General features: G+C 41.2%; 17 protein-coding genes. 15 read left to right on the top strand and 2 right to left on the bottom strand.

What is annotated here, in order from left to right; translation table 11 throughout:
* Positions 1 to 263: 263 nt before the first annotated feature.
* The 7 genes from ybaK to B2R65_RS12885 all read left to right on the top strand — a co-directional run bounded on the left by ybaK (position 264) and on the right by B2R65_RS12885 (position 6,007).
* Positions 264 to 725 (top strand): Cys-tRNA(Pro) deacylase, encoded by a 462-nt coding sequence (ybaK, locus tag B2R65_RS12915; protein WP_273607983.1) that lies wholly within the window; start codon positions 264 to 266, stop codon positions 723 to 725.
* Between the two features lie 120 nt (positions 726 to 845).
* Positions 846 to 1,250: a DUF1761 domain-containing protein gene (locus tag B2R65_RS12910; protein ID WP_054981852.1), complete on the top strand. Its 405-nt coding sequence runs from the start codon at positions 846 to 848 to the stop codon at positions 1,248 to 1,250.
* Positions 1,251 to 1,307: 57 nt separating this feature from the next.
* On the top strand, positions 1,308 to 1,676 hold the full coding sequence (locus tag B2R65_RS12905; protein WP_273588436.1) for a response regulator: 369 nt from the start codon (positions 1,308 to 1,310) through the stop codon (positions 1,674 to 1,676).
* A gap of 157 nt (positions 1,677 to 1,833) precedes the next feature.
* The gene (locus B2R65_RS12900) at positions 1,834 to 2,085 is read left to right on the top strand and encodes a hypothetical protein (RefSeq protein ID WP_004588717.1); all 252 of its coding nucleotides are present in this window, start codon (positions 1,834 to 1,836) and stop codon (positions 2,083 to 2,085) included.
* Between the two features lie 186 nt (positions 2,086 to 2,271).
* Positions 2,272 to 2,538 (top strand): CBU_0592 family membrane protein, encoded by a 267-nt coding sequence (locus B2R65_RS12895; RefSeq protein ID WP_004588716.1) that lies wholly within the window; start codon positions 2,272 to 2,274, stop codon positions 2,536 to 2,538.
* A 171-nt stretch (positions 2,539 to 2,709) separates the two neighbouring features.
* A complete protein-coding gene (locus B2R65_RS12890; RefSeq protein ID WP_273607982.1) occupies positions 2,710 to 4,434 on the top strand; it encodes an ATP-binding protein in 1,725 nt (574 codons plus the stop codon).
* Between the two features lie 154 nt (positions 4,435 to 4,588).
* Positions 4,589 to 6,007, top strand: coding sequence for a coniferyl aldehyde dehydrogenase (locus B2R65_RS12885; RefSeq protein ID WP_286743247.1), 1,419 nt, complete (start codon positions 4,589 to 4,591; stop codon positions 6,005 to 6,007).
* Positions 6,008 to 6,078: 71 nt separating this feature from the next.
* Here B2R65_RS12885 and B2R65_RS12880 read toward each other — a convergent pair whose 3' ends face one another.
* On the bottom strand, positions 6,079 to 6,804 hold the full coding sequence (locus B2R65_RS12880) for a tetratricopeptide repeat protein (RefSeq protein ID WP_024032214.1): 726 nt from the start codon (positions 6,802 to 6,804) through the stop codon (positions 6,079 to 6,081).
* A 596-nt stretch (positions 6,805 to 7,400) separates the two neighbouring features.
* Between B2R65_RS12880 and B2R65_RS12875 the strand changes: the two genes are divergently transcribed.
* The 7 genes from B2R65_RS12875 to B2R65_RS12845 all read left to right on the top strand — a co-directional run bounded on the left by B2R65_RS12875 (position 7,401) and on the right by B2R65_RS12845 (position 15,532).
* Positions 7,401 to 8,261, top strand: a complete 861-nt coding sequence (locus tag B2R65_RS12875) for a DUF6279 family lipoprotein (RefSeq protein WP_273607980.1) — start codon at positions 7,401 to 7,403, stop codon at positions 8,259 to 8,261.
* A gap of 417 nt (positions 8,262 to 8,678) precedes the next feature.
* Positions 8,679 to 9,698 (top strand): XdhC family protein, encoded by a 1,020-nt coding sequence (locus B2R65_RS12870; RefSeq protein ID WP_273607979.1) that lies wholly within the window; start codon positions 8,679 to 8,681, stop codon positions 9,696 to 9,698.
* A 1-nt stretch (position 9,699) separates the two neighbouring features.
* Positions 9,700 to 10,308, top strand: a complete 609-nt coding sequence (locus B2R65_RS12865) for a nucleotidyltransferase family protein (RefSeq protein WP_273607978.1) — start codon at positions 9,700 to 9,702, stop codon at positions 10,306 to 10,308.
* 194 nt (positions 10,309 to 10,502) lie between these two features.
* Positions 10,503 to 10,991, top strand: a complete 489-nt coding sequence (locus B2R65_RS12860) for a (2Fe-2S)-binding protein (RefSeq protein ID WP_029771953.1) — start codon at positions 10,503 to 10,505, stop codon at positions 10,989 to 10,991.
* A gap of 12 nt (positions 10,992 to 11,003) precedes the next feature.
* Positions 11,004 to 13,295, top strand: coding sequence for a xanthine dehydrogenase family protein molybdopterin-binding subunit (locus B2R65_RS12855; protein ID WP_286743240.1), 2,292 nt, complete (start codon positions 11,004 to 11,006; stop codon positions 13,293 to 13,295).
* Between the two features lie 84 nt (positions 13,296 to 13,379).
* Entirely contained in the window at positions 13,380 to 14,351 is a 972-nt protein-coding gene (gene moaA / locus B2R65_RS12850; protein ID WP_273608724.1) for a GTP 3',8-cyclase MoaA, read from the top strand.
* A gap of 143 nt (positions 14,352 to 14,494) precedes the next feature.
* Positions 14,495 to 15,532 carry a GGDEF domain-containing protein gene (locus B2R65_RS12845; protein WP_286743238.1) on the top strand — a complete coding sequence of 346 codons (1,038 nt, stop codon included), beginning with the start codon at positions 14,495 to 14,497 and terminating at the stop codon, positions 15,530 to 15,532.
* Between the two features lie 8 nt (positions 15,533 to 15,540).
* On the opposite strand, the gene B2R65_RS12840 is transcribed toward B2R65_RS12845, so the two are convergent.
* Positions 15,541 to 16,479, bottom strand: a complete 939-nt coding sequence (locus tag B2R65_RS12840; RefSeq protein ID WP_004588705.1) for a LysR family transcriptional regulator — start codon at positions 16,477 to 16,479, stop codon at positions 15,541 to 15,543.
* Positions 16,480 to 16,599: 120 nt separating this feature from the next.
* On the opposite strand from B2R65_RS12840, the gene B2R65_RS12835 reads away from it, so the two are divergent.
* Positions 16,600 to 17,766 carry an efflux RND transporter periplasmic adaptor subunit gene (locus B2R65_RS12835; RefSeq protein WP_286743235.1) on the top strand — a complete coding sequence of 389 codons (1,167 nt, stop codon included), beginning with the start codon at positions 16,600 to 16,602 and terminating at the stop codon, positions 17,764 to 17,766.
* The last annotated feature ends 2 nt before the right edge of the window (positions 17,767 to 17,768 follow it).

The raw sequence follows: 17,768 nt of genomic DNA, 5'->3' as shown, positions 1-17,768 counted from the left end.
CACCGTTTTTTTTGGCTCAAATTCCTGTGATTTAACTATTTTGCTGGGCACGACTTAGCAATATTATAAAGTGCGTATACTCAATCGATTAATTCACTGAGCTATTTTGTTGCCTTGTGTAATTGATCCACATTGCTTTACCCTTTGTACCTATACCCTCGTAAATAAGAGGCTTTTTACGTATCTGCTATTAAGTTACTCTTCAAAATGATTAACCCTTATTGTAGATTAATAATGCGCTTAAAATAATGTGGCTAAATTGTATGACCCCGGCAATAGAATTACTGAAAAAACAAAATGTGCCTCACGATGTACTTAGTTATCAACACGATGCTAATACAACGCGTTATGGCCAAGAAGCCGTTGAAAAGTTAAACCTTAACAGTGAGCAGGTATTTAAAACCCTCGTGCTTGAAACCAATGAAGGGCAGTTAATTGTTGCCGTTACACCGGTTTCCCAGCAAGTAAATTTAAAGCAATTGGCCAAACTCAGTCACGCTAAAAAGATCGCAATGGCAAGCGCGCCAAAGGTACAAGCCGCTACAGGGTATATTTTGGGAGGGGTTAGCCCGCTAGGGCAAAAAAAGCGCCTAACCACTTATATTCATTCAAGCGCTATAGCCTTTAAAACAGTGTATGTAAGTGCAGGTAAGCGAGGGCTTGAGGTAGCGCTTTCGCCAACCGATTTAAAGGCACAAACGCGTGCCACCTATGGCGATTTTTAAAAGCCTCCACAAAAACCAACACGCCCTATACCATATATTTTAAAGGCGATAATTTGCTGCTTAGGGTATTTTTAACTACAGTCAAAATACCCTTGTACACTATGCATTATGGCAGTATGTATGAATTTTGCTGATGTTAATTTTTTTGCCGTGCTTGTGGCGGCGCTTTCCTCTTTTATGCTTGGCGGTATTTGGTATTCAAACGCTTTTTTTAAAAATGCCTGGTTAGAGTGTACAGGCCTTACGGAGCTTGATTTACAAACAGCAAAACCGGCGTTAATTTTCGGCGGCAGTATGGTACTTGCACTTTTGTCGGCGGTGGTGCTTTCATTATTTTTAGGTAAAGAGGCCGGAATGGGAGAGGGTGCCTTTACAGGTTTTGCCATCGGTTTGTTTTGGGTAGGTAGCTCGCTGGGCCTCAGTTACATTTATGAGCAGCGGCCAATCAAGTTATTTATAATTAATGCAGGGTATTACACATTACAATTTACATTAATGGGTTTTATTATAGGTGTATGGCCCTAAGTACGCTAGATAAGGCGCCACCTTTAAGCTAAGCGCTAAAATACAATAAAGATAATTATGAAAATATTAGTCGTTGATGATATGCCACTTATGCGCCACGTATTAATTAATATGTTAAGGCAGCTTGATTACAAAAATGTTGTGGAGGCAACTGACGGCCAACAGGCGTTAAAAATACTGCGTCAGCAAAAGTTTGATTTAGTAATAACCGACCTACACATGCCTAAAGTAGACGGTGTAAACTTGCTCGATAACATACGCCACGACCAATCCTTAGTCGATTTACCTGTTATTATGGTCACCTGCGAAGATAACGCTGATACAGTAAAACAAGTTATCAAAGCAAAAGTGTCGGGGTTTATTATTAAACCATTTAATATGAATGTGTTATCAGCGCAATTAAACCGTTTGTTTTTTAGAGATTAGCGAAACGCTTTTATGGCGTTTTATATCGTACCTATTATTTAATCCCCTGCGTTTTTCTTCACCGCTTATTAGGCAGTTTGCCTAGCTTCTGTAACGTTTTTATTTATTAACTGCTAAAATGCCTGCTTTGTATCTACGTAGATATGTTAAGGAGTGTATGGCTAAGCCAAATAAAAAAGGGCCGACTAAAACAGTCGATATTTTTTGCTCTGCTTGCAAAGCGGCGCTGTTTAAATATAGGAAAGGTGGCAAAGGCGCTTTAGTAAAGTGTTTTATAGAGCGAATAACCCAAGATTACACAACTACACCGTGTATTTGCCCCCAATGCGAGCGCCCATTTGCGCGCCCAGCAATCATACGCGGTACGCCAGCTTATAAAATAATTGGCGGTAAGGTTACCTTTAAATAACCCAATACGTTTAAAAATGTAATAACTACAAAAGCTTAGATTTGCTGATTAGTAAGGCGGACAATTGACCTTGAACCAATAAACAAGCCTGATATACTCGCCCGGTTTTGCTGTTTCAATGATTGAAAAACACCCTCCCCAAGGATAGGGCCAGTTAGTTGGGTTTTTTAAGCAAAGGATAAACGTGTGATAGCACTGTTATTTGATATTGTAGGTATGGCGGGTACTTTCTTAGTTGTTGGTGCATTCTTTTTATTACAACTTAATAAAGCATCCCCAACGGGGTTATTGTACAACATAATGAATTTAACAGGGGCAATTTTGCTGTTAATAAGTTTGTGTTACAACTTTAACCTTGCAAGCTTTGTAATTGAGATTTTCTGGATTGCAGCTTCACTGATCGGCTTATACAAGTACGCTAAAAATAAGCCTCAATTAGCCACTAACTCGTAATTTTAGTACCGCTAATGATGTTTACTGTTGCGAGTCAGTGCAGACTTGCAGCAGTTTATAAATAAATTAAGATTTATTGTATTTGTTAACACAAAGTTTCTGTTGTTAGCGCCCATAACCCGTTAAACTAGCGCCCTTAAATTTTATAGCTATTTTGTTGTGAGCTAGGGCATGTTCTCCTTTTCTAAAAAACTTTTTTTATCTTTTGTTGTACTGATAGTGCTATTGTCGGTCGTGTTTTGCTATGGCCGAACTCATTATTATAATCAGGCCGAGCAAAAAGCAGCCCAGCAAGCAACTCAGTTAAAGCATTATATTGATGCTGAGCTTGCGCGTTTTTCAAAAATTCCTCAGCTTCTTACCTATAACAATGAGGTTATTGATTTTTTAGGTGCGGCGCAAAATAACGAAAAAAAGATTAATAACTACTTAGCTGATATACAACAAGCCAGTGGTGCCTCAGATATTTATATTCTTGATGAACAAGGCGCTGTGATTGCAAGCAGTAACTGGCAGGCCGATCATAACTTTTTAGGCAGCGATCTGTCGTTTAGACCGTATTTTAAGCGCGCATTTGCAGGTGAAAAAGTAGCGTATTTTGCCGTAGGTATGCGTACAAAAGAGCGAGGCATCTATTTTTCACAAGCCATTTATAACAATAATCAAGCGGTAGGGGTTGTTGTTTTAAAAGTTAATGTGAACAAATTTGAAAGTGACCGTGAGCTTTTAAATACCGCCAAAGGCAGCCACTTTTATGTGCAGCTAGAAGATAGTGTGATTGCTATTTCAGATATGGAAAATTGGCGCCTGAATACGTTTTCTACACTCGATATTACTCATCGTCGAGACATCGCTCAGCGTCGTGCGTATTTAGATTATCAACCTAAGCTGATTGCCCATTCAAATTACACATCACAAAGGTTACTGTTTAGCACAATTGATGAGCATAACTATTTATCGGTAGAGCAAAAATTACGCTTTTTGAACGCATCGGTTACCGTATTAGTAAATGTATCTAATGCTAATATTGCCCAATTACCGGCGTTATTTGGCTTTGTGGTAATTTATGCGCTTATTATTGCCCTAGGGTATGTTGTTTTAAGGCGCTTTGTTGGCGTTAAAAAGCTGGTTTATTCCCATCACAGTGTCAGTCAGGAAATTAGTGCACGTACTAATGCTTTTAAAGCACAGCAAGATGCGCTTGTACAATCAACTAAGCTTGCAACAATTGGCCAGCTTAGCATGGGCTTTAACCACGAAATTAATCACCCGCTTAATACCATTAATACTTACTTAGCCAGTGCTAAACGCTTGCTAGCTAAAGGAAAGTTTGAAGCCCTAAACGAAAATTTACAGTTTGTTGAAGCCTTAGTAGCAAGAGTGCATAAGATAGTTGCACAGCTAAATTATTTTTCTGATTCTGCAAAAACGATTATTAGCGAAGTGCCATTAAGTGAATCAGTAGCCAAGGCACTTGAGATTAATAAAAACCAGCTAAAGCAGGACAATATAAGTGTTTTACCGCCTAAAATTGACAGCCAATTAAACGTGTTAGCAGATAAAGCGGCCCTTGAAGAAGTGTTAGTTAACTTAATATCGAATGCCAGCCAAGCAATGCAAGGGTGTATTACTCGCGAGCTGAGTATCAGTGCCAATTATCTAAATAATAGTGTGCAACTATGTATTGAAGATACCGGTCCGGGTATAGAAGTGCACGATATAGACACTATTTTTGAGCCTTTTTACAGTACTAAATCGGTTGATGGGCTAGGGCTTGGCTTGTGTATTTCTAAGCAAATTATTAGCGCGCTTAATGGCACGCTAAGCGCACAGAACCGCGAGCAAGGCGGTGCTAAATTTATTATTACGCTGCCTTGTGAGCCGCTAACGAGCTAAATAAAAGTAATTTAAGGGCTAAATTATTGAGCGAGTAGTGGTTAATTGTGGCTATTTGTTCCTACAAAAGCGGTAATTTTTAGATAGTTAGTGTTATTGCTCGAAAATCAGAACGGCGTTATAGTCGTAGCAAAATGATACACGAGTAGCACCTTTGGATACTGATAGCACACACACACCGTCACTCAGCGATACGTTTAATGAGCTGCAAAATAGCTTTTTAGCCCAGTCGTACCTCCCGATAGATAAGCGTATCGTATTATTAAAAACGTTGCACAAACGCATTGTTAGTAATGAACAAGCGCTTATCGATGCAGCATCAAAAGACTTTGGCTACAGAACCGCGTTCGATACGTTACTTGGCGATATTCTGCCAACGGTTCAGGGCTTAGCGCACATTATTAAAAAATTGCCAAAATGGGCAAAACCCAGTAAGCGCTCAACTAGCTTAAGTTTGTGGCCATCAAAAGTGAGTGTGACTTACCAGCCACTTGGTGTAGTTGGTGTGATTGCACCATGGAATTACCCCATACAATTGGCATTAGTGCCTGTTATTACCGCCATTGCTGCAGGTAATAGAGTTATGCTTAAGCTCAGCGAATTTACCCCGCATACTAATGCAGTCATCGAAAAAATATTTGCAGACGAGCTACAAGCGCACTGTAAAGTGGTGTTAGGGGCAAGCGATGTAGCGAGTGAGTTTTCTGCACTGCCATTTGCACATCTGCTGTTTACTGGCTCAACGTCAGTGGGCAAGCTGGTTATGAAAGCGGCCAGCGAAAATTTAACTCCTGTTACCTTAGAGCTTGGTGGTAAGTCGCCGGTGATCATTACTGAGCAAGCTAATATTAAAAAAGCAGCGCAAACATTACTGTTTGGTAAAATGGCTAATGCGGGGCAAATTTGTGTAGCCCCAGATTATGTATTTGTGCCTAAGGCCCTTGAGCATCAGCTGGTGCAGCAATTGTGCGAGCTTTATAAAAAGCACTTTAAAGACGGGGTTGAAGGCAAAAACTTAACGTCAATTATTAGCGATGCGCATTACACTCGCTTAGAAGGGTATTTAACACAAGCACAGCAGTTAGGTGCGCAAGTTATTAAGCCGCTAGATCAAAACCAGCAAGACAAACAAAAGCATAGAATGGGTTTGCATATTGTTACCGCACCTAGCGATGATATGACGCTAATGCAAGATGAGTTATTTGGCCCCATTTTGCCTATTAAAACCTACGAAAAGCTCGCTGAGGCAATTAGCTACATAAAAGCGCATAATCACCCTTTAGCGCTATATATTTTAGGCCAAGATAAGCACGCTCAAGATTACATAATGGAGCAAACATTAAGTGGTACAGTTGCTGTAAACGATGCCTTAGTGCAGGTGACAGCAGACGATGTGCCATTTGGTGGCGTTGGGCATTCTGGAATGGGGCATTATCATGGTACAGAAGGGTTTTTAACCTTTAGTCATGCAAAAAACACCTTGGTGTCTAGCTCGTTTAACCCGCGTACCGCGCTTTTACTCAAACAGAGCAACCTTATTATTAAGTTGCTTAAATTTTTATATATTAAGTAAATTGATATAAAAAAGGGCTAATGCGAGATGCATTTGCCCTTGTGAAACGCTCAGGTTTAGCTAGGCGAAAATTAAAATAAGCGACCTTCACCGGCGTACGTGCCTGCGAGTATTTTTTCGTAGATTTTGTCGGCTTTTTCTTTTGCTTCTTCTATTTCTTTAGGTAGCATTTTACGCTCATCTAGCTTACGGCTATGGCTTGCTTGCATGTTGCCGTTGTATTCTGCAATGGTGTTCCACACATACGACTTCTCTAAGTCTTTTGGCATGCCTAGGCCTTCAAAATACATGAGCGCCAGATTAAATTGCGCCAGTGAGTAGTTATTAGCAGCGGCTTTTTCGTACCACGTTCTGGCTTGTTTATAATCGCGCGTTACGCCCTCGCCATTTGCATACATAACACCTAAATTAAATTGTGCGGCGGGGAGGTTTTTTTTCGCTGCTTTTTCAAATAACGTAACCGCCATTTGCTTATCAAGCTTTACGCCTTTGCCTTCATCGTATAAAACCGCTAGCGCAAACATTGAGTCAGCGTGATTTTTTTTAACGCCTTCTTTATAAAGCTCTGCCGCTTTAAAGTAGTCGCGTGTAACACCATAGCCGCCCTCGTAAAGCTTACCTAGTTCGTAAATACCAGGGGCAAAGCCTTTATCAGCTAAATATTCAAATTCTTTTAGTGCCGTCGCAAACTCGCCTTCGTTGGCAGCTCTTATACCGTCTTCAAGAGTTGCATGTGCAAATGGGCTTGAAAGCAAAACGCCAGTGAGTATTAATGCTTTTAAATTAAACTGTGACATAGCCATGTCTCCAATAGGTAATAGTTGCAATGTGTATGTATAAAAACCTGTTTTATTGCAACACTTTGTACTTACTATTTAATAGCCACGTATAAAATGGTGCAAGTGCTTGGAGTTAAGTGAAATACTAACGCTTTGGTGATTATATGCTCGTTTAACACTTAGCCAAGCTGTTGTGGTAATTATAGCTTAAATAAGCAATTATATTGCTAATAATGCGCTGCTTATAAGCGTAAGATACAGATATTACAGAAAATTTAAAGCAGTAAAAAAGCGCAAGCCAAGGCCTGCGCTTTTAATGTCATATTAACCGTCACTAATATGAGCAATGTAGCAAGTAGAGATGAACTTTTATGCTATTACTTGGGTCGAGTAAATAATAGCCATTAAGCAGTCACGCGCTTAAAACAAAATGTCAGCATCCATGCTGTATTTCTTCCTTGGGCACTGAGGTCGTTACACTTTATTTATGCGATTAATTATTATTTAGATTTGACGGAGTGTCAACAGTAAATAATAATTATTATCAATTAAAATAAATTAACATCTTTGCGTATTATGTGAGAGTTTGAGAGAAAGCGTTAGTTGAGGATTTCATGTTTAAAATAAAAAATATAAAAGTTTCGCGCGTAGCCATTGCGCTCAGTCTGCTCTTTTTGTGTAGTTGTTCGGCTTCGTTTACTTATAATAACTTAACGTGGCTTTCGTCGTTTTGGGTAGATGACTACATTGACCTAAATAAGCAGCAAAACAAGCAACTAAAAAGTATTATTAACACAACCCAGCAGTGGCACCGCACCACGCAATTACCCGCCTACAAGCAAGATATCCTAAATTTAAAAGTGTTATTTAATCAGCAGTTAGACTATCAGCAACTAAAGTCGCAAGTGGTATTGGCCAGAGCTCATTTTCAAAACATTCTTGAACACGCGCATATACCGCTCGCGCAGTTAGGGCTTACGCTTACTTATACGCAGCGCGAAGAGCTTATTGCTAATATCCAAACGCAAATTAACGAAGAATACGAAGAGTTTACTGAATTAACAGCGCAGGAGCGCAAAAGCGAGCGCCTAGAAAGGCAGCTCGATTACTACAAGCAATGGCTAGGAAAGTTAACCCCTGTGCAAACGCAGCTTATTACCCAAGCTAACAATGCTCATTATGACTCTTCATTGCTTTGGCATCAGTACAAGCAAACGCGTTTAAATGCAGCGCAGCAAGTACTTTTAAATAAAGCGCTCAGTGAGGCTGAATTTGTAAAACAATTAAGCTATGTAATTACACAGCGAGAAGCGTATATGAGCGAAGAACTATTAGCCAGTAATGATGCAAACTTAGCGCTCTATGTAAACCTACTTATTGAGCTAAATACCACATTGAGTGAGCAGCAACGCGAGAGTGTAAATAATGAGTTTGATGAGCTGATTAATACGCTCACCGATTTAATTGAAGATTAATGCTTATTTAAGCTAAGGCTCACATTAGCCAAAAAGCTAACGTATTGTTTGCTAATTAAGCATGTGTAACTTTTTATAAATTTTACGCTTATTAAGGAAGTTAGCGCGAGGCGTACTTCGGTGGATGAATTTACAACAGGGCGTTTGGTTTTTAGTCAGGGCAAAGCCTTTGAAGGCGATTTAATTGCACCTAGAGTGAAAAATTTCAATCCACACAGGTCACCTCGCCCTCGATAAATGCTAAGATAATATTTCATATTTAATAACGTCCTATCTGATCGATTTTAAAATATATCACGTACGCTTCTCACTTATTTGTTGCTTGATCATCCTCGTTATATCTAACAAATGAAGCAAAGCGACACCATGGTGATAATTAAAACGCGCGCATATTAAGGTTTGTAATGGCTGCAGTTTATGGTTACTGATTTAAAAGGAATGCTCAATACGTGGTATCCGCTTCGTGATGAACAACAATGGGTGCTCGCAACCTTGTACCAAATTGAAGGGTCTAGCTATCGAAAATTGGGCGCGATGATGCTTATTTCAAGCCTTGGCCAGCGCTTAGGCATGCTTTCGGGTGGCTGTTTAGAGGCTGATATTCAGCGCCACGCTAAACAGGTTATGACCTCATTACATTCTAGAACTATTACCTACGATGCAACCGATGAAGACGACTTAACATTTCAGCTAGGAATTGGCTGTGGTGGTGTGGTGCATATTATTTTGCAAAGCGTTAATAGTGAAAATGAATACTTACAACTAGATAGCATGTTTAATGCGCTTAAAAATAAGCAATCGGGGCACTACACACAGCAAATTAAACCTTTAGTGGCAAAGGGGTCTGGCGTTTTTAAAACCGTGGCGCAGCAACATAACTTATCTTTAAACCGCAAAGCAACGCTTTTAGAGCAAGATAAAGTCCAACGTTTAAAAGTGGCTATTTACCCCAGCGCACATTTATTAATTGTTGGCGGTGGCGCTGATGCGATACCAGTATACGCGTTTGCTAAACAACTCGGGTGGATGGTAAGTGTATGGGATAGCCGAGCTGCAAATGCTAAAAGAGACTACTTTAAGCAGGCCGATAATATTTTGCGTTGCCCAGCTGCGCAGCTTAAACAATTTTGCGAACAGCACAAAGTGGATGCCGCTGTTTTAATGGCCCACAGTGTAGAGCTTGACTCACAGGCGTTAGCCGCACTTGAGCAAAGCCAACTAAAGTACATGGGATTACTGGGGCCTGCACATCGCCGAGCGCAAGTGTTTGAGCATGCAAATACAACGGTAAATAAGGTAGTAGCGCCTGTATTTGGTCCTGTTGGGCTTAATTTGGGCGGCGACTCGCCAGAGAGCATAGCTTTGTCGCTCATTAGCGAAATTCATGCGGTATTTGCTAATAAAGATGCTACATCGTTAAGTAATTGGGGCAACTAAGGTGCGCATAGCAAAGGTTATTTTAGCCGCTGGGCAATCGTCGCGCTTTAACGGCTGTAAGCTTATAGCCGATGTAGGTAATAAACCAATGATTTGCCGCGCCGTAGATACCTTACAAGGTGATGACACATTACCCATATACGTTATTAGCGGTGCTTGGTATGCGCAAATTGAACACGCGTTACGTGGCTATAACAATGTTGAAATACTGCATAACCCACACTGGCAAATAGGCTTAGGAAAATCCATTGCGCTGGCAACACACACTATAAGTAAGGCGCACTCATTAGAGGGGATTTTATTTATGCTGGCGGATCAGGTTGAGCTTAGTGCTACACACATAAATACTTTAATTACTCATTTTAACAACAACCCGTCGCGCTGGTGCGCTGATTATGGCGAGCGCCTTGGCGTACCTGCTGTATTTCCTGCCTGTGATTTTAAAACACTCGCAGCGCTAAATTGCGATAAAGGCGCTCAACATTTACTGCGCGATACACAGGTTGACGTTAATACCATTTTACTTAAGCAGGCAAGCACAGATATCGACACTCAACAGCAATTAAAGCAGTTTATTAATAATAACAACAACCTAACTGTAAGCGAATAAACAAAAAAATATAGCCTAAACTTTAGGTTAAACGTTCAAAACGAGATTAAATTTTTAACAGTTGTGCCAGCGCGCATTTTAAATGTGCGCTGCAATGCAAAGCGTAATAGTTTCAACGTACGGTGGTATAAAAAGTAACGTGTATGGGTCATACGTTACTTTAATTTTATTTAGGCTTAATCAAGGGGCAAGCTATGGTGACGTTTACAGTTAATGGCAAAGAGGTTAAATCGCAAGCAAGTGCAGATACACCTTTGCTGTGGGTTATTCGCGATGAAATAGGGTTAAAAGGAACTAAGTTTGGTTGTGGTATTGCTATGTGCGGTGCATGTACAGTGCATCTAGATGGACAAGCAACCCGCTCGTGTGTATTACCCGTGGGCGCAGTGGCAGGAAAAAACATTACGACCATTGAAGGGCTTAACAACGCGCATCCGCTGCAAAAAGCGTGGGTCGATGAGCAAGTGCCTCAGTGCGGTTACTGCCAATCGGGGCAAATTATGCAAGCTGCTACGTTATTAGCAGACAATCCAAATCCAACAGATCAAGAAATAGTAAATCATATGAATGGCAACTACTGCCGCTGTATGGCGTACAAACGTATTAAATCGGCTATACAACGTGCAGCTGATGAATCGCAAAGTGCAGTACAAATGTTTAACCCCAAAGAGCTAGACGTGTAACTGGAGCCGACAATGAAAAAACTATTTCAAAAAAATACCGAAACCGTAGACTTAAACCGTCGCTCTTTTATGATTAGTACAGCAACTGCTGGCCTGGTTATGGCATTTGCTCCGGCTTTATTTTCAGGTGAACTTAGCGCCAAAGAGTCGATTGCACAACAATCGTTTTCACCCACAATTTGGTGGACTATGAACCAGCAAGGTGAAGTAGTCGTTAGTATTGCCAAAGCTGAAATGGGCCAACACGTAGGCACCGCCTTAGCGCGTATTGTGGCAGATGAGCTTGAGTGCGACTGGGATAAAGTATCAATCACGTATGTAGATACTCACGAAAAGTGGGGCTACATGGTTACAGGTGGCTCGTGGTCGGTGTTTCAAAGCTTTAAGCCGCTTTCACAAGCTGGCGCTGCGGGGCGTATAGCCCTTATAGACGCTGGAGCTAGTATGCTGGGGGTTAAGCCTGAGCAGTGCCACGCCAGAAAAGGGCGCATAATTGCAGGCGATAAATCGCTCAGTTATGCCGATATTGTTAAAAATGGTGAGTTTAACCGTACCTTTAGCAGTGAAGAAGTTGCAAAACTGCCGTTAAAGCCTGCCAATAAACGCCACTTAACGGGTTTAAAACAAGACTTTAAAGCGCTTGATATTCCGGCAAAAACAAATGGTAGTGCCGTATACGGTATAGATGTAGAGCTGGAAGGCATGGTGTATGCGCGCCCTGTGATCCCACCAACACGCTATGGTAGTGAAGTGACAAAGGTGGACGATAGCGCTGCAAAAGCAATAAAAGGCTATAAAGGGTTTGAGATTTTAAACGACCCGAGTAATACCGTACAAGGCTGGGTGGTGGTTTTAGCTGACAATTACCCCAGTGCTATTAAAGCGGTAGATGCGCTAAAAGTAACTTATAAAAAAGGGCAAACAGCTAATGTTACAGAGGCCGATATTCAATCCCTGGGCGAAAAATTATGTAACGATAGCAACGCTGGCACCTTATTTGTTAATGAAGGTGATACCACTAAAATGCAGGCTGAGGCAACGCAGTCGCTTGAGTCACTGTACACCACAGCAACAGCAAGCCATTATCAATTAGAGCCGCTGAACGCGGTGGCAGAGTTTAAACAAGACAAGTGGATTATCCACACCGGTAATCAGTGGCAGTCTTTAACATTACCTGCATTGGCCAAGGCGTTAGAGGTTGAACAAAATAACGTTATTATTCGCCCTTATTATTTAGGCGGTGGATTTGGGCGTCGTTTATTTGGTGATTGGACTGTGCCTGCAGCATTAACAGCCAAAGCAATTGGCAAACCTGTAAAACTGGTATTTACGCGCGCAGACGATAGCTTATTTGATCAATCACGCTCTGCCTCTACAGCTAAATTAACAGCTTCGTTTAATGAAAATGGCGAGCTCAGTGCAATGGAGCATGCTTTTGCAGCAGGTTGGCCAACAAAAGCAATGGCACCTGGCTTTTTATCACCAGGGGTTGATGGCAAAGGTAAGTTTGATGCATTTTCAGCCTCTGGAGCCGATCACTGGTACAGCATGGATAACCACCGTGCCCGGGCAATTAATAACGAATTAGCGCAAAGTACATTTACCCCAGGCTGGCTTCGCTCGGTAGGCCCTGGCTGGATAGCATGGAGCTTAGAGTCTTTTATCGACGAAATAGCGCACAAACAAGGGATTGATCCGGTTGAGTTTCGTTTATCAATGCTCGATGGCAAAGGTAAACAAGCAGGTAAAGCTCCTGAAAGCGTAGGCGGAGCGCTGCGCTTAAATGCGGTACTTAAAAAAGTGTCAGCGAAGGTCGCAAATGTTAAGCTGGGTGAAAATGAAGGCATTGGTTTTTCAGTAAGTTCAGGGCAAGAGCGTAATATGCCAGCGTGGATTGCCACAGCAGCCCATGTGCACGTAAATAAAAGCGATGGCAAAATTACGCTTAAAAAGCTTTACGCCGTGGTAGATGCAGGTTTAATTGTTCACCCCGATGGTGCACTAGCCCAGCTTGAAGGTTCGTTATTGTGGGGCACAAGCCTTGCGTTACATGAATCAAATAATTACCAAAACGGACAAGTAGCAGCCACTAACTTTAACACTTACTTACCACTTAGAATGCAAGATGTGCCCGATATGGACATAGAGTTTGTACAAAGTGATGAGTTTCCAATGGGCTTAGGTGAGCCTGGAGTAATTGGCGTTGCGCCAGCTATTGGAAATGCGGTATTTAATGCAGTTGGTGTGCGGTTACGTAATTTACCTATGAAACCCAATGAGCTTAAAGCAGGTCTTTCGGCCTAGTTAAGCGCTAACAAAGCGCGTAGGGCACAGGCTTTACGCGCTTTGAACTTAGCGATGAATTATTAAAATGTTAAAGGCTTTTTTATGCTAGTCGACCCAGCAGGGCGAAAATTTAGTTATCTACGTTTATCTATTACTGATGTATGTAATTTTAAGTGTGTGTATTGCTTACCGGATGGTTATCAATGCGATCACGACCGAGACTTTCTTTCACTTAACGAAATTAGCAATACAGTAAACGCCTTTGCTCATCATGGCATATCAAAGTTACGCATTACTGGCGGTGAGCCAACCCTCAGAAAAGATTTTATAGATGTAATTCGTGCGGCAAAAGACACCCAAGGTATTACCAAAATAGCCGCCACTACAAATGGTTACTCAATGCATAAACATGTTAAAGATTGGGCACACGCAGGGCTCAATGCAATAAATGTTAGCATCGACAGCCTAGACCCACGTATGTTTAATACCATTACCGGCAACGATAAGTTTGCCACGGTTATGAAAGGCATAGACACGGCCCTAGAGAGCGGCTTAGATTCAGTAAAAATAAATAGCGTACTAATGAAACAGTACAATGGTCGTGCCCTTGAACCTTTTTTAGCCTATTTAAAGCACAGACCCGTAACGATGCGTTTTATTGAGTTAATGCAAACAAACGACAATAAAGCATTTTTTGATGCTAACCATATATCGGGGCAATCCATAAAAGAGCAGTTGCTTCGCGCTGGTTGGCAACCCATTATACGCGATGTAACAGCGGGGCCTGCGCAAGAGTTTTACCACCCTGATTATTTAGGCAAAATAGGGTTAATAATGCCTTACAGTAATGACTTTTGTGCTACCTGCAACAGGTTAAGAATTTCATCACTGGGGAAACTGCATTTATGTTTGTTTTCTGAGCAGGGTATATCTCTTAGAGAATACATGAGTGATAACACTAATCAGGCATTAATTGATCAGTTAGCGCGTTACATAAAAACAAAAAAACCAACGCACTTATTGCACCAAGGTAACACCGGGGTCACTACAAACTTATCTATGTTAGGCGGGTAAAGGCGTAAGTGTAGTGTAATTCGCTACTGAGTTTACTGTTTTCGCTACACAGTTTGATAAAATGACTGTTTTTACCTGTTTAGCTACTTGTTATATTTAATTTTAAGGTTACACTGAATTTTTTATTATTTTAAGTTTTTTGAATGGATATAGCAGCACTTAGTAGTACTAAATCATTAAGAAGAAACGTTCTGAAGTGGATGTGCTTGTGCTTTGGTTTTGTCTCACTGTTTTTTGCTGCGTTTAATATTTTTTTAAATAACTTTGCGTTATTAGGCTATTTAGAAATAGCGCTCACTGTATTTTGTGCTTACACCTACTATCGCTTAAACACGCATGCGCTAGAGGTATGGCAATCTGTAGTTATGTGCATATTTGTCACCTTTGTTATTGTATTAGGTAACTATTTAGCTAAACCAATAAATGGTTTGTATGTGTGGTCGTTTGCGTTACCTGTGTTGTATTACCTACTGTTAGGTAAGCGCTATGGCATTGTATTATCGACTTTGTTGTTTGTACTCCAGGGAGCCATATTATTAACCAAAGCATCGCAACTTCCTCTAACAACGCTTAACTTCAGTTTAAATCTTGCCTTTGTTTATATCAGCATTTGGGCCATTTCTCATGTATTTGAAGGCAGCCGCGCTTTATCGTCTAAACGGCTGAAAAATCTGGCCTTGTTAGACCCACTTACTGGGGCTGCAAACCGTTTATCAATGAACCATTACTTTGCAGTAGAGCTTAAAGATAAGTCGCAACTTTATTTGTTTTTACTCGACCTAGACTTTTTTAAACAGGTTAACGACACCCATGGCCACGCAGTAGGGGATAAAGTGCTGATTGAAGTCGCCACTTTATTAAGGGTTGTATTGGCAAAAGGGTATGTATTTAGAGTAGGCGGGGAAGAGTTTGCTTTACTACATTCTTTTGCGTCACAAAGTGATGCATTGGCAATGGCCGAAACCATAAGAGAAAAACTCAACAATACGGCATTTGAGATTGATGGGCTAAAAATAAATGTAACTGCCAGTATAGGCGTTGTTAAGTATCGCCAAGGCGACACGCTTGAAAAGTTTGTAATTAAAGCAGATAAACAACTCTATAAAGCAAAAGAATATGGCCGCAATAAAGTGTACTTTCAAGCAAATGCCAACCTGATTGAAAAGCCCCAAATAGCCTAATTATGAGGCTAGTACATTTGCTCAAAATTTGGGATGTTGTTTTCCCAAATTGGTTTGTCTTTACCTAGGTATTCTCTCACTGCATCAAAAAATAAACGTGTTCTTACCGGTAAGTCTCTGTGTGGGTACACCGCATACATATGGCTAAACTCTTTTAACTTAACATCCGTTAAAATGGGCACCAATTGACCTTGTGTAATTTCTTTATCGATAATAAATGCTGGCGCAACAAAGTAGGTAGTCCCTGAAATAGCTTTCATTAGCAGTACTTCAGCGTCGTTTGCTCTGTACACGCTTTTTATTTTTAGCTCGCACGGCTCACCTTTACTATCGTAGTAATCTATGGTTTCTACGCGCATAGCGTTACTTGCATAACTTGCAGCGGGTAACTGCACCAGCTCTTCTATGGTTTGTGGCATACCATAGGTTTTTATAAATTCAGGGGCGGCTACAATAAGCAGCCTGTTACGGGCAATTTTACGGGCAATTAATGAGGAGTCTTTAGGCTCACCAATTCTAAATGCTAAATCAAAACCTTCAGATACAATATCAACTAGCCTATCGTCGAGGCGCAGCTCTACTTCTACTTGTGGAAAACGTTTTTGAAAGTCGTTAAGCACAGGTTGTAAATAACGCCGACCAATTAATGTTGACGAGGTAACCTTTAACACACCGCGTGGCTCTAAGTGGTAGTTTTCGGCCATACGTACGGTTTCACCAAGTAGCTCTCTTAGCTCTGACGCTTTTTTAATCATTTCTGCGCCCGCCGCCGTTAACGAAAACGAACGGGTGGTGCGGTTTAATAACCTAACGCCTAGCTCGTCCTCTAATCGACTGATTTGTTTAGATATAACAGAGCGGTCTATGTTTCTTATTTCTGCAGCTTTGGCAAAAGAGCCTTGTTCTACCACTTCAAGCAGCATTAAAAGCCGGCTTGTTGTATCCATTATGAACACCCAATAAATGCTATTGATGCCATTTTGGCATTAATGAATTTATAAATCTATAGTTTTTGTCCGCAAGTATAGTCCGTAACATGCCAGGTAAATAAATAAAGGAGCGTCTTCATGAATAAACATTTAATTGCTGCTGCATTAGCTGCGGCAACTCTATCCTTAGCGGGCTGTGCCGATGAGAGCGCACCAAATGCGCAGCAACAACAATTACAACCTATCGATGTAGCACACGTTTTAATTAAACCAGTACAAAGCTGGCACACTTACACCACGCGTTTAGAATCGCCGCAAGAAGTTGCGCTGATGCCGCGTGTATCTGGGGTGATTGATAGCATTGAATTTAAAGAAGGTGATGTTGTTAAGCAAGGCGATGTGTTGTTTCAACTTGACGAGCGCCCTTTTGCAGCAGTTGTAGCAAGCCTAGAAGCGCAAATACACAGCGCAGAAGCTGCACTTGAACAAGCTAAAAGTGAAGACAAACGAGCAGTGCGCTTATTAGAGCGTAAAGCTATTTCAACAGAACAAGCACAGGCGCGTACCTCAACGCTTCGCCAGCGCGAAGCACAACTGGCAGCGCTGCAAGCACAGCTTACTTCTGCAAAGCTCGATTTAGAATTTACATCAGTGGTTTCGCCGATTGATGGTGTTATCTCACGCGCAAATATTACCAAAGGTAATAACGTATTAGCGGGTCAAAGTGTATTAACATCAATAGTTTCTAATAAAGCGATGTATGCCTACTTTGATGTTGATGAGCGTACTTGGAATAGCGCCTTTAACGATGTAACCGCGCAAAGCCGCCAAACAGTTGTTATGCAAAAAGTAGGGCAAAAAGAGTTTGCTTACCAAGGCTATATTAATTTTATTGATAACCAAATTAATTCAGCAACGGGTACTTTACGTGTACGTGCGGTATTTGAACAAGATAACAACCAACTACGTGCAGGTTCTTTTGCTCGCGTTAAATTGGCAGCAAACGAAGTGAGCGAAAAAGTAATTATTCCTGAGCGTGCTATTGGTACCGATTTAAAAAATCGCTTTGTGTTAACCGTAGGCGAAAACAACGTGCTTGAATACAAATTAATAGAAGTAGGCGAGCGCTATGGTGCGTTACGCGCTGTTACTGCTGGCCTAAACGAAGGCGATATTATTGCAGTAAATGGCCCTGCACGTGTAGGCCCAGGTATGCCAATTTCGCCAAATACAGTGACAATTGATACAAGCGGCGTGGCTTTTACATTGTCAAACGACAACGCGCAGCTAATGGCTAAGCAATAAGG

It is taken from the genome of Pseudoalteromonas sp. UBA2102 (genome assembly GCF_002331165.1).
GTDB classification, from domain to species: domain Bacteria; phylum Pseudomonadota; class Gammaproteobacteria; order Enterobacterales; family Alteromonadaceae; genus Pseudoalteromonas; species Pseudoalteromonas atlantica.
Note: the sequence above shows the minus strand (reverse complement) of the source record. Positions and strands in the feature narration are given on the sequence as shown.

Bases quoted from the DNA above. Each gene is read 5' to 3' on its own strand.
- ybaK (WP_273607983.1), top strand. From the start codon at position 264: ATGACCCCGGCAATAGAATTACTGAAAAAACAAAATGTGCCTCACGAT.
- B2R65_RS12910 (WP_054981852.1), top strand. From the start codon at position 846: ATGAATTTTGCTGATGTTAATTTTTTTGCCGTGCTTGTGGCGGCGCTT.
- B2R65_RS12905 (WP_273588436.1), top strand. From the start codon at position 1,308: ATGAAAATATTAGTCGTTGATGATATGCCACTTATGCGCCACGTATTA.
- B2R65_RS12900 (WP_004588717.1), top strand. From the start codon at position 1,834: ATGGCTAAGCCAAATAAAAAAGGGCCGACTAAAACAGTCGATATTTTT.
- B2R65_RS12890 (WP_273607982.1), top strand. From the start codon at position 2,710: ATGTTCTCCTTTTCTAAAAAACTTTTTTTATCTTTTGTTGTACTGATA.
- B2R65_RS12880 (WP_024032214.1), bottom strand. From the start codon at position 6,804: ATGTCACAGTTTAATTTAAAAGCATTAATACTCACTGGCGTTTTGCTT.
- B2R65_RS12875 (WP_273607980.1), top strand. From the start codon at position 7,401: ATGTTTAAAATAAAAAATATAAAAGTTTCGCGCGTAGCCATTGCGCTC.
- B2R65_RS12870 (WP_273607979.1), top strand. From the start codon at position 8,679: ATGGTTACTGATTTAAAAGGAATGCTCAATACGTGGTATCCGCTTCGT.
- B2R65_RS12860 (WP_029771953.1), top strand. From the start codon at position 10,503: ATGGTGACGTTTACAGTTAATGGCAAAGAGGTTAAATCGCAAGCAAGT.
- B2R65_RS12855 (WP_286743240.1), top strand. From the start codon at position 11,004: ATGAAAAAACTATTTCAAAAAAATACCGAAACCGTAGACTTAAACCGT.
- moaA (WP_273608724.1), top strand. From the start codon at position 13,380: ATGCTAGTCGACCCAGCAGGGCGAAAATTTAGTTATCTACGTTTATCT.
- B2R65_RS12845 (WP_286743238.1), top strand. From the start codon at position 14,495: ATGGATATAGCAGCACTTAGTAGTACTAAATCATTAAGAAGAAACGTT.
- B2R65_RS12840 (WP_004588705.1), bottom strand. From the start codon at position 16,479: ATGGATACAACAAGCCGGCTTTTAATGCTGCTTGAAGTGGTAGAACAA.
- B2R65_RS12835 (WP_286743235.1), top strand. From the start codon at position 16,600: ATGAATAAACATTTAATTGCTGCTGCATTAGCTGCGGCAACTCTATCC.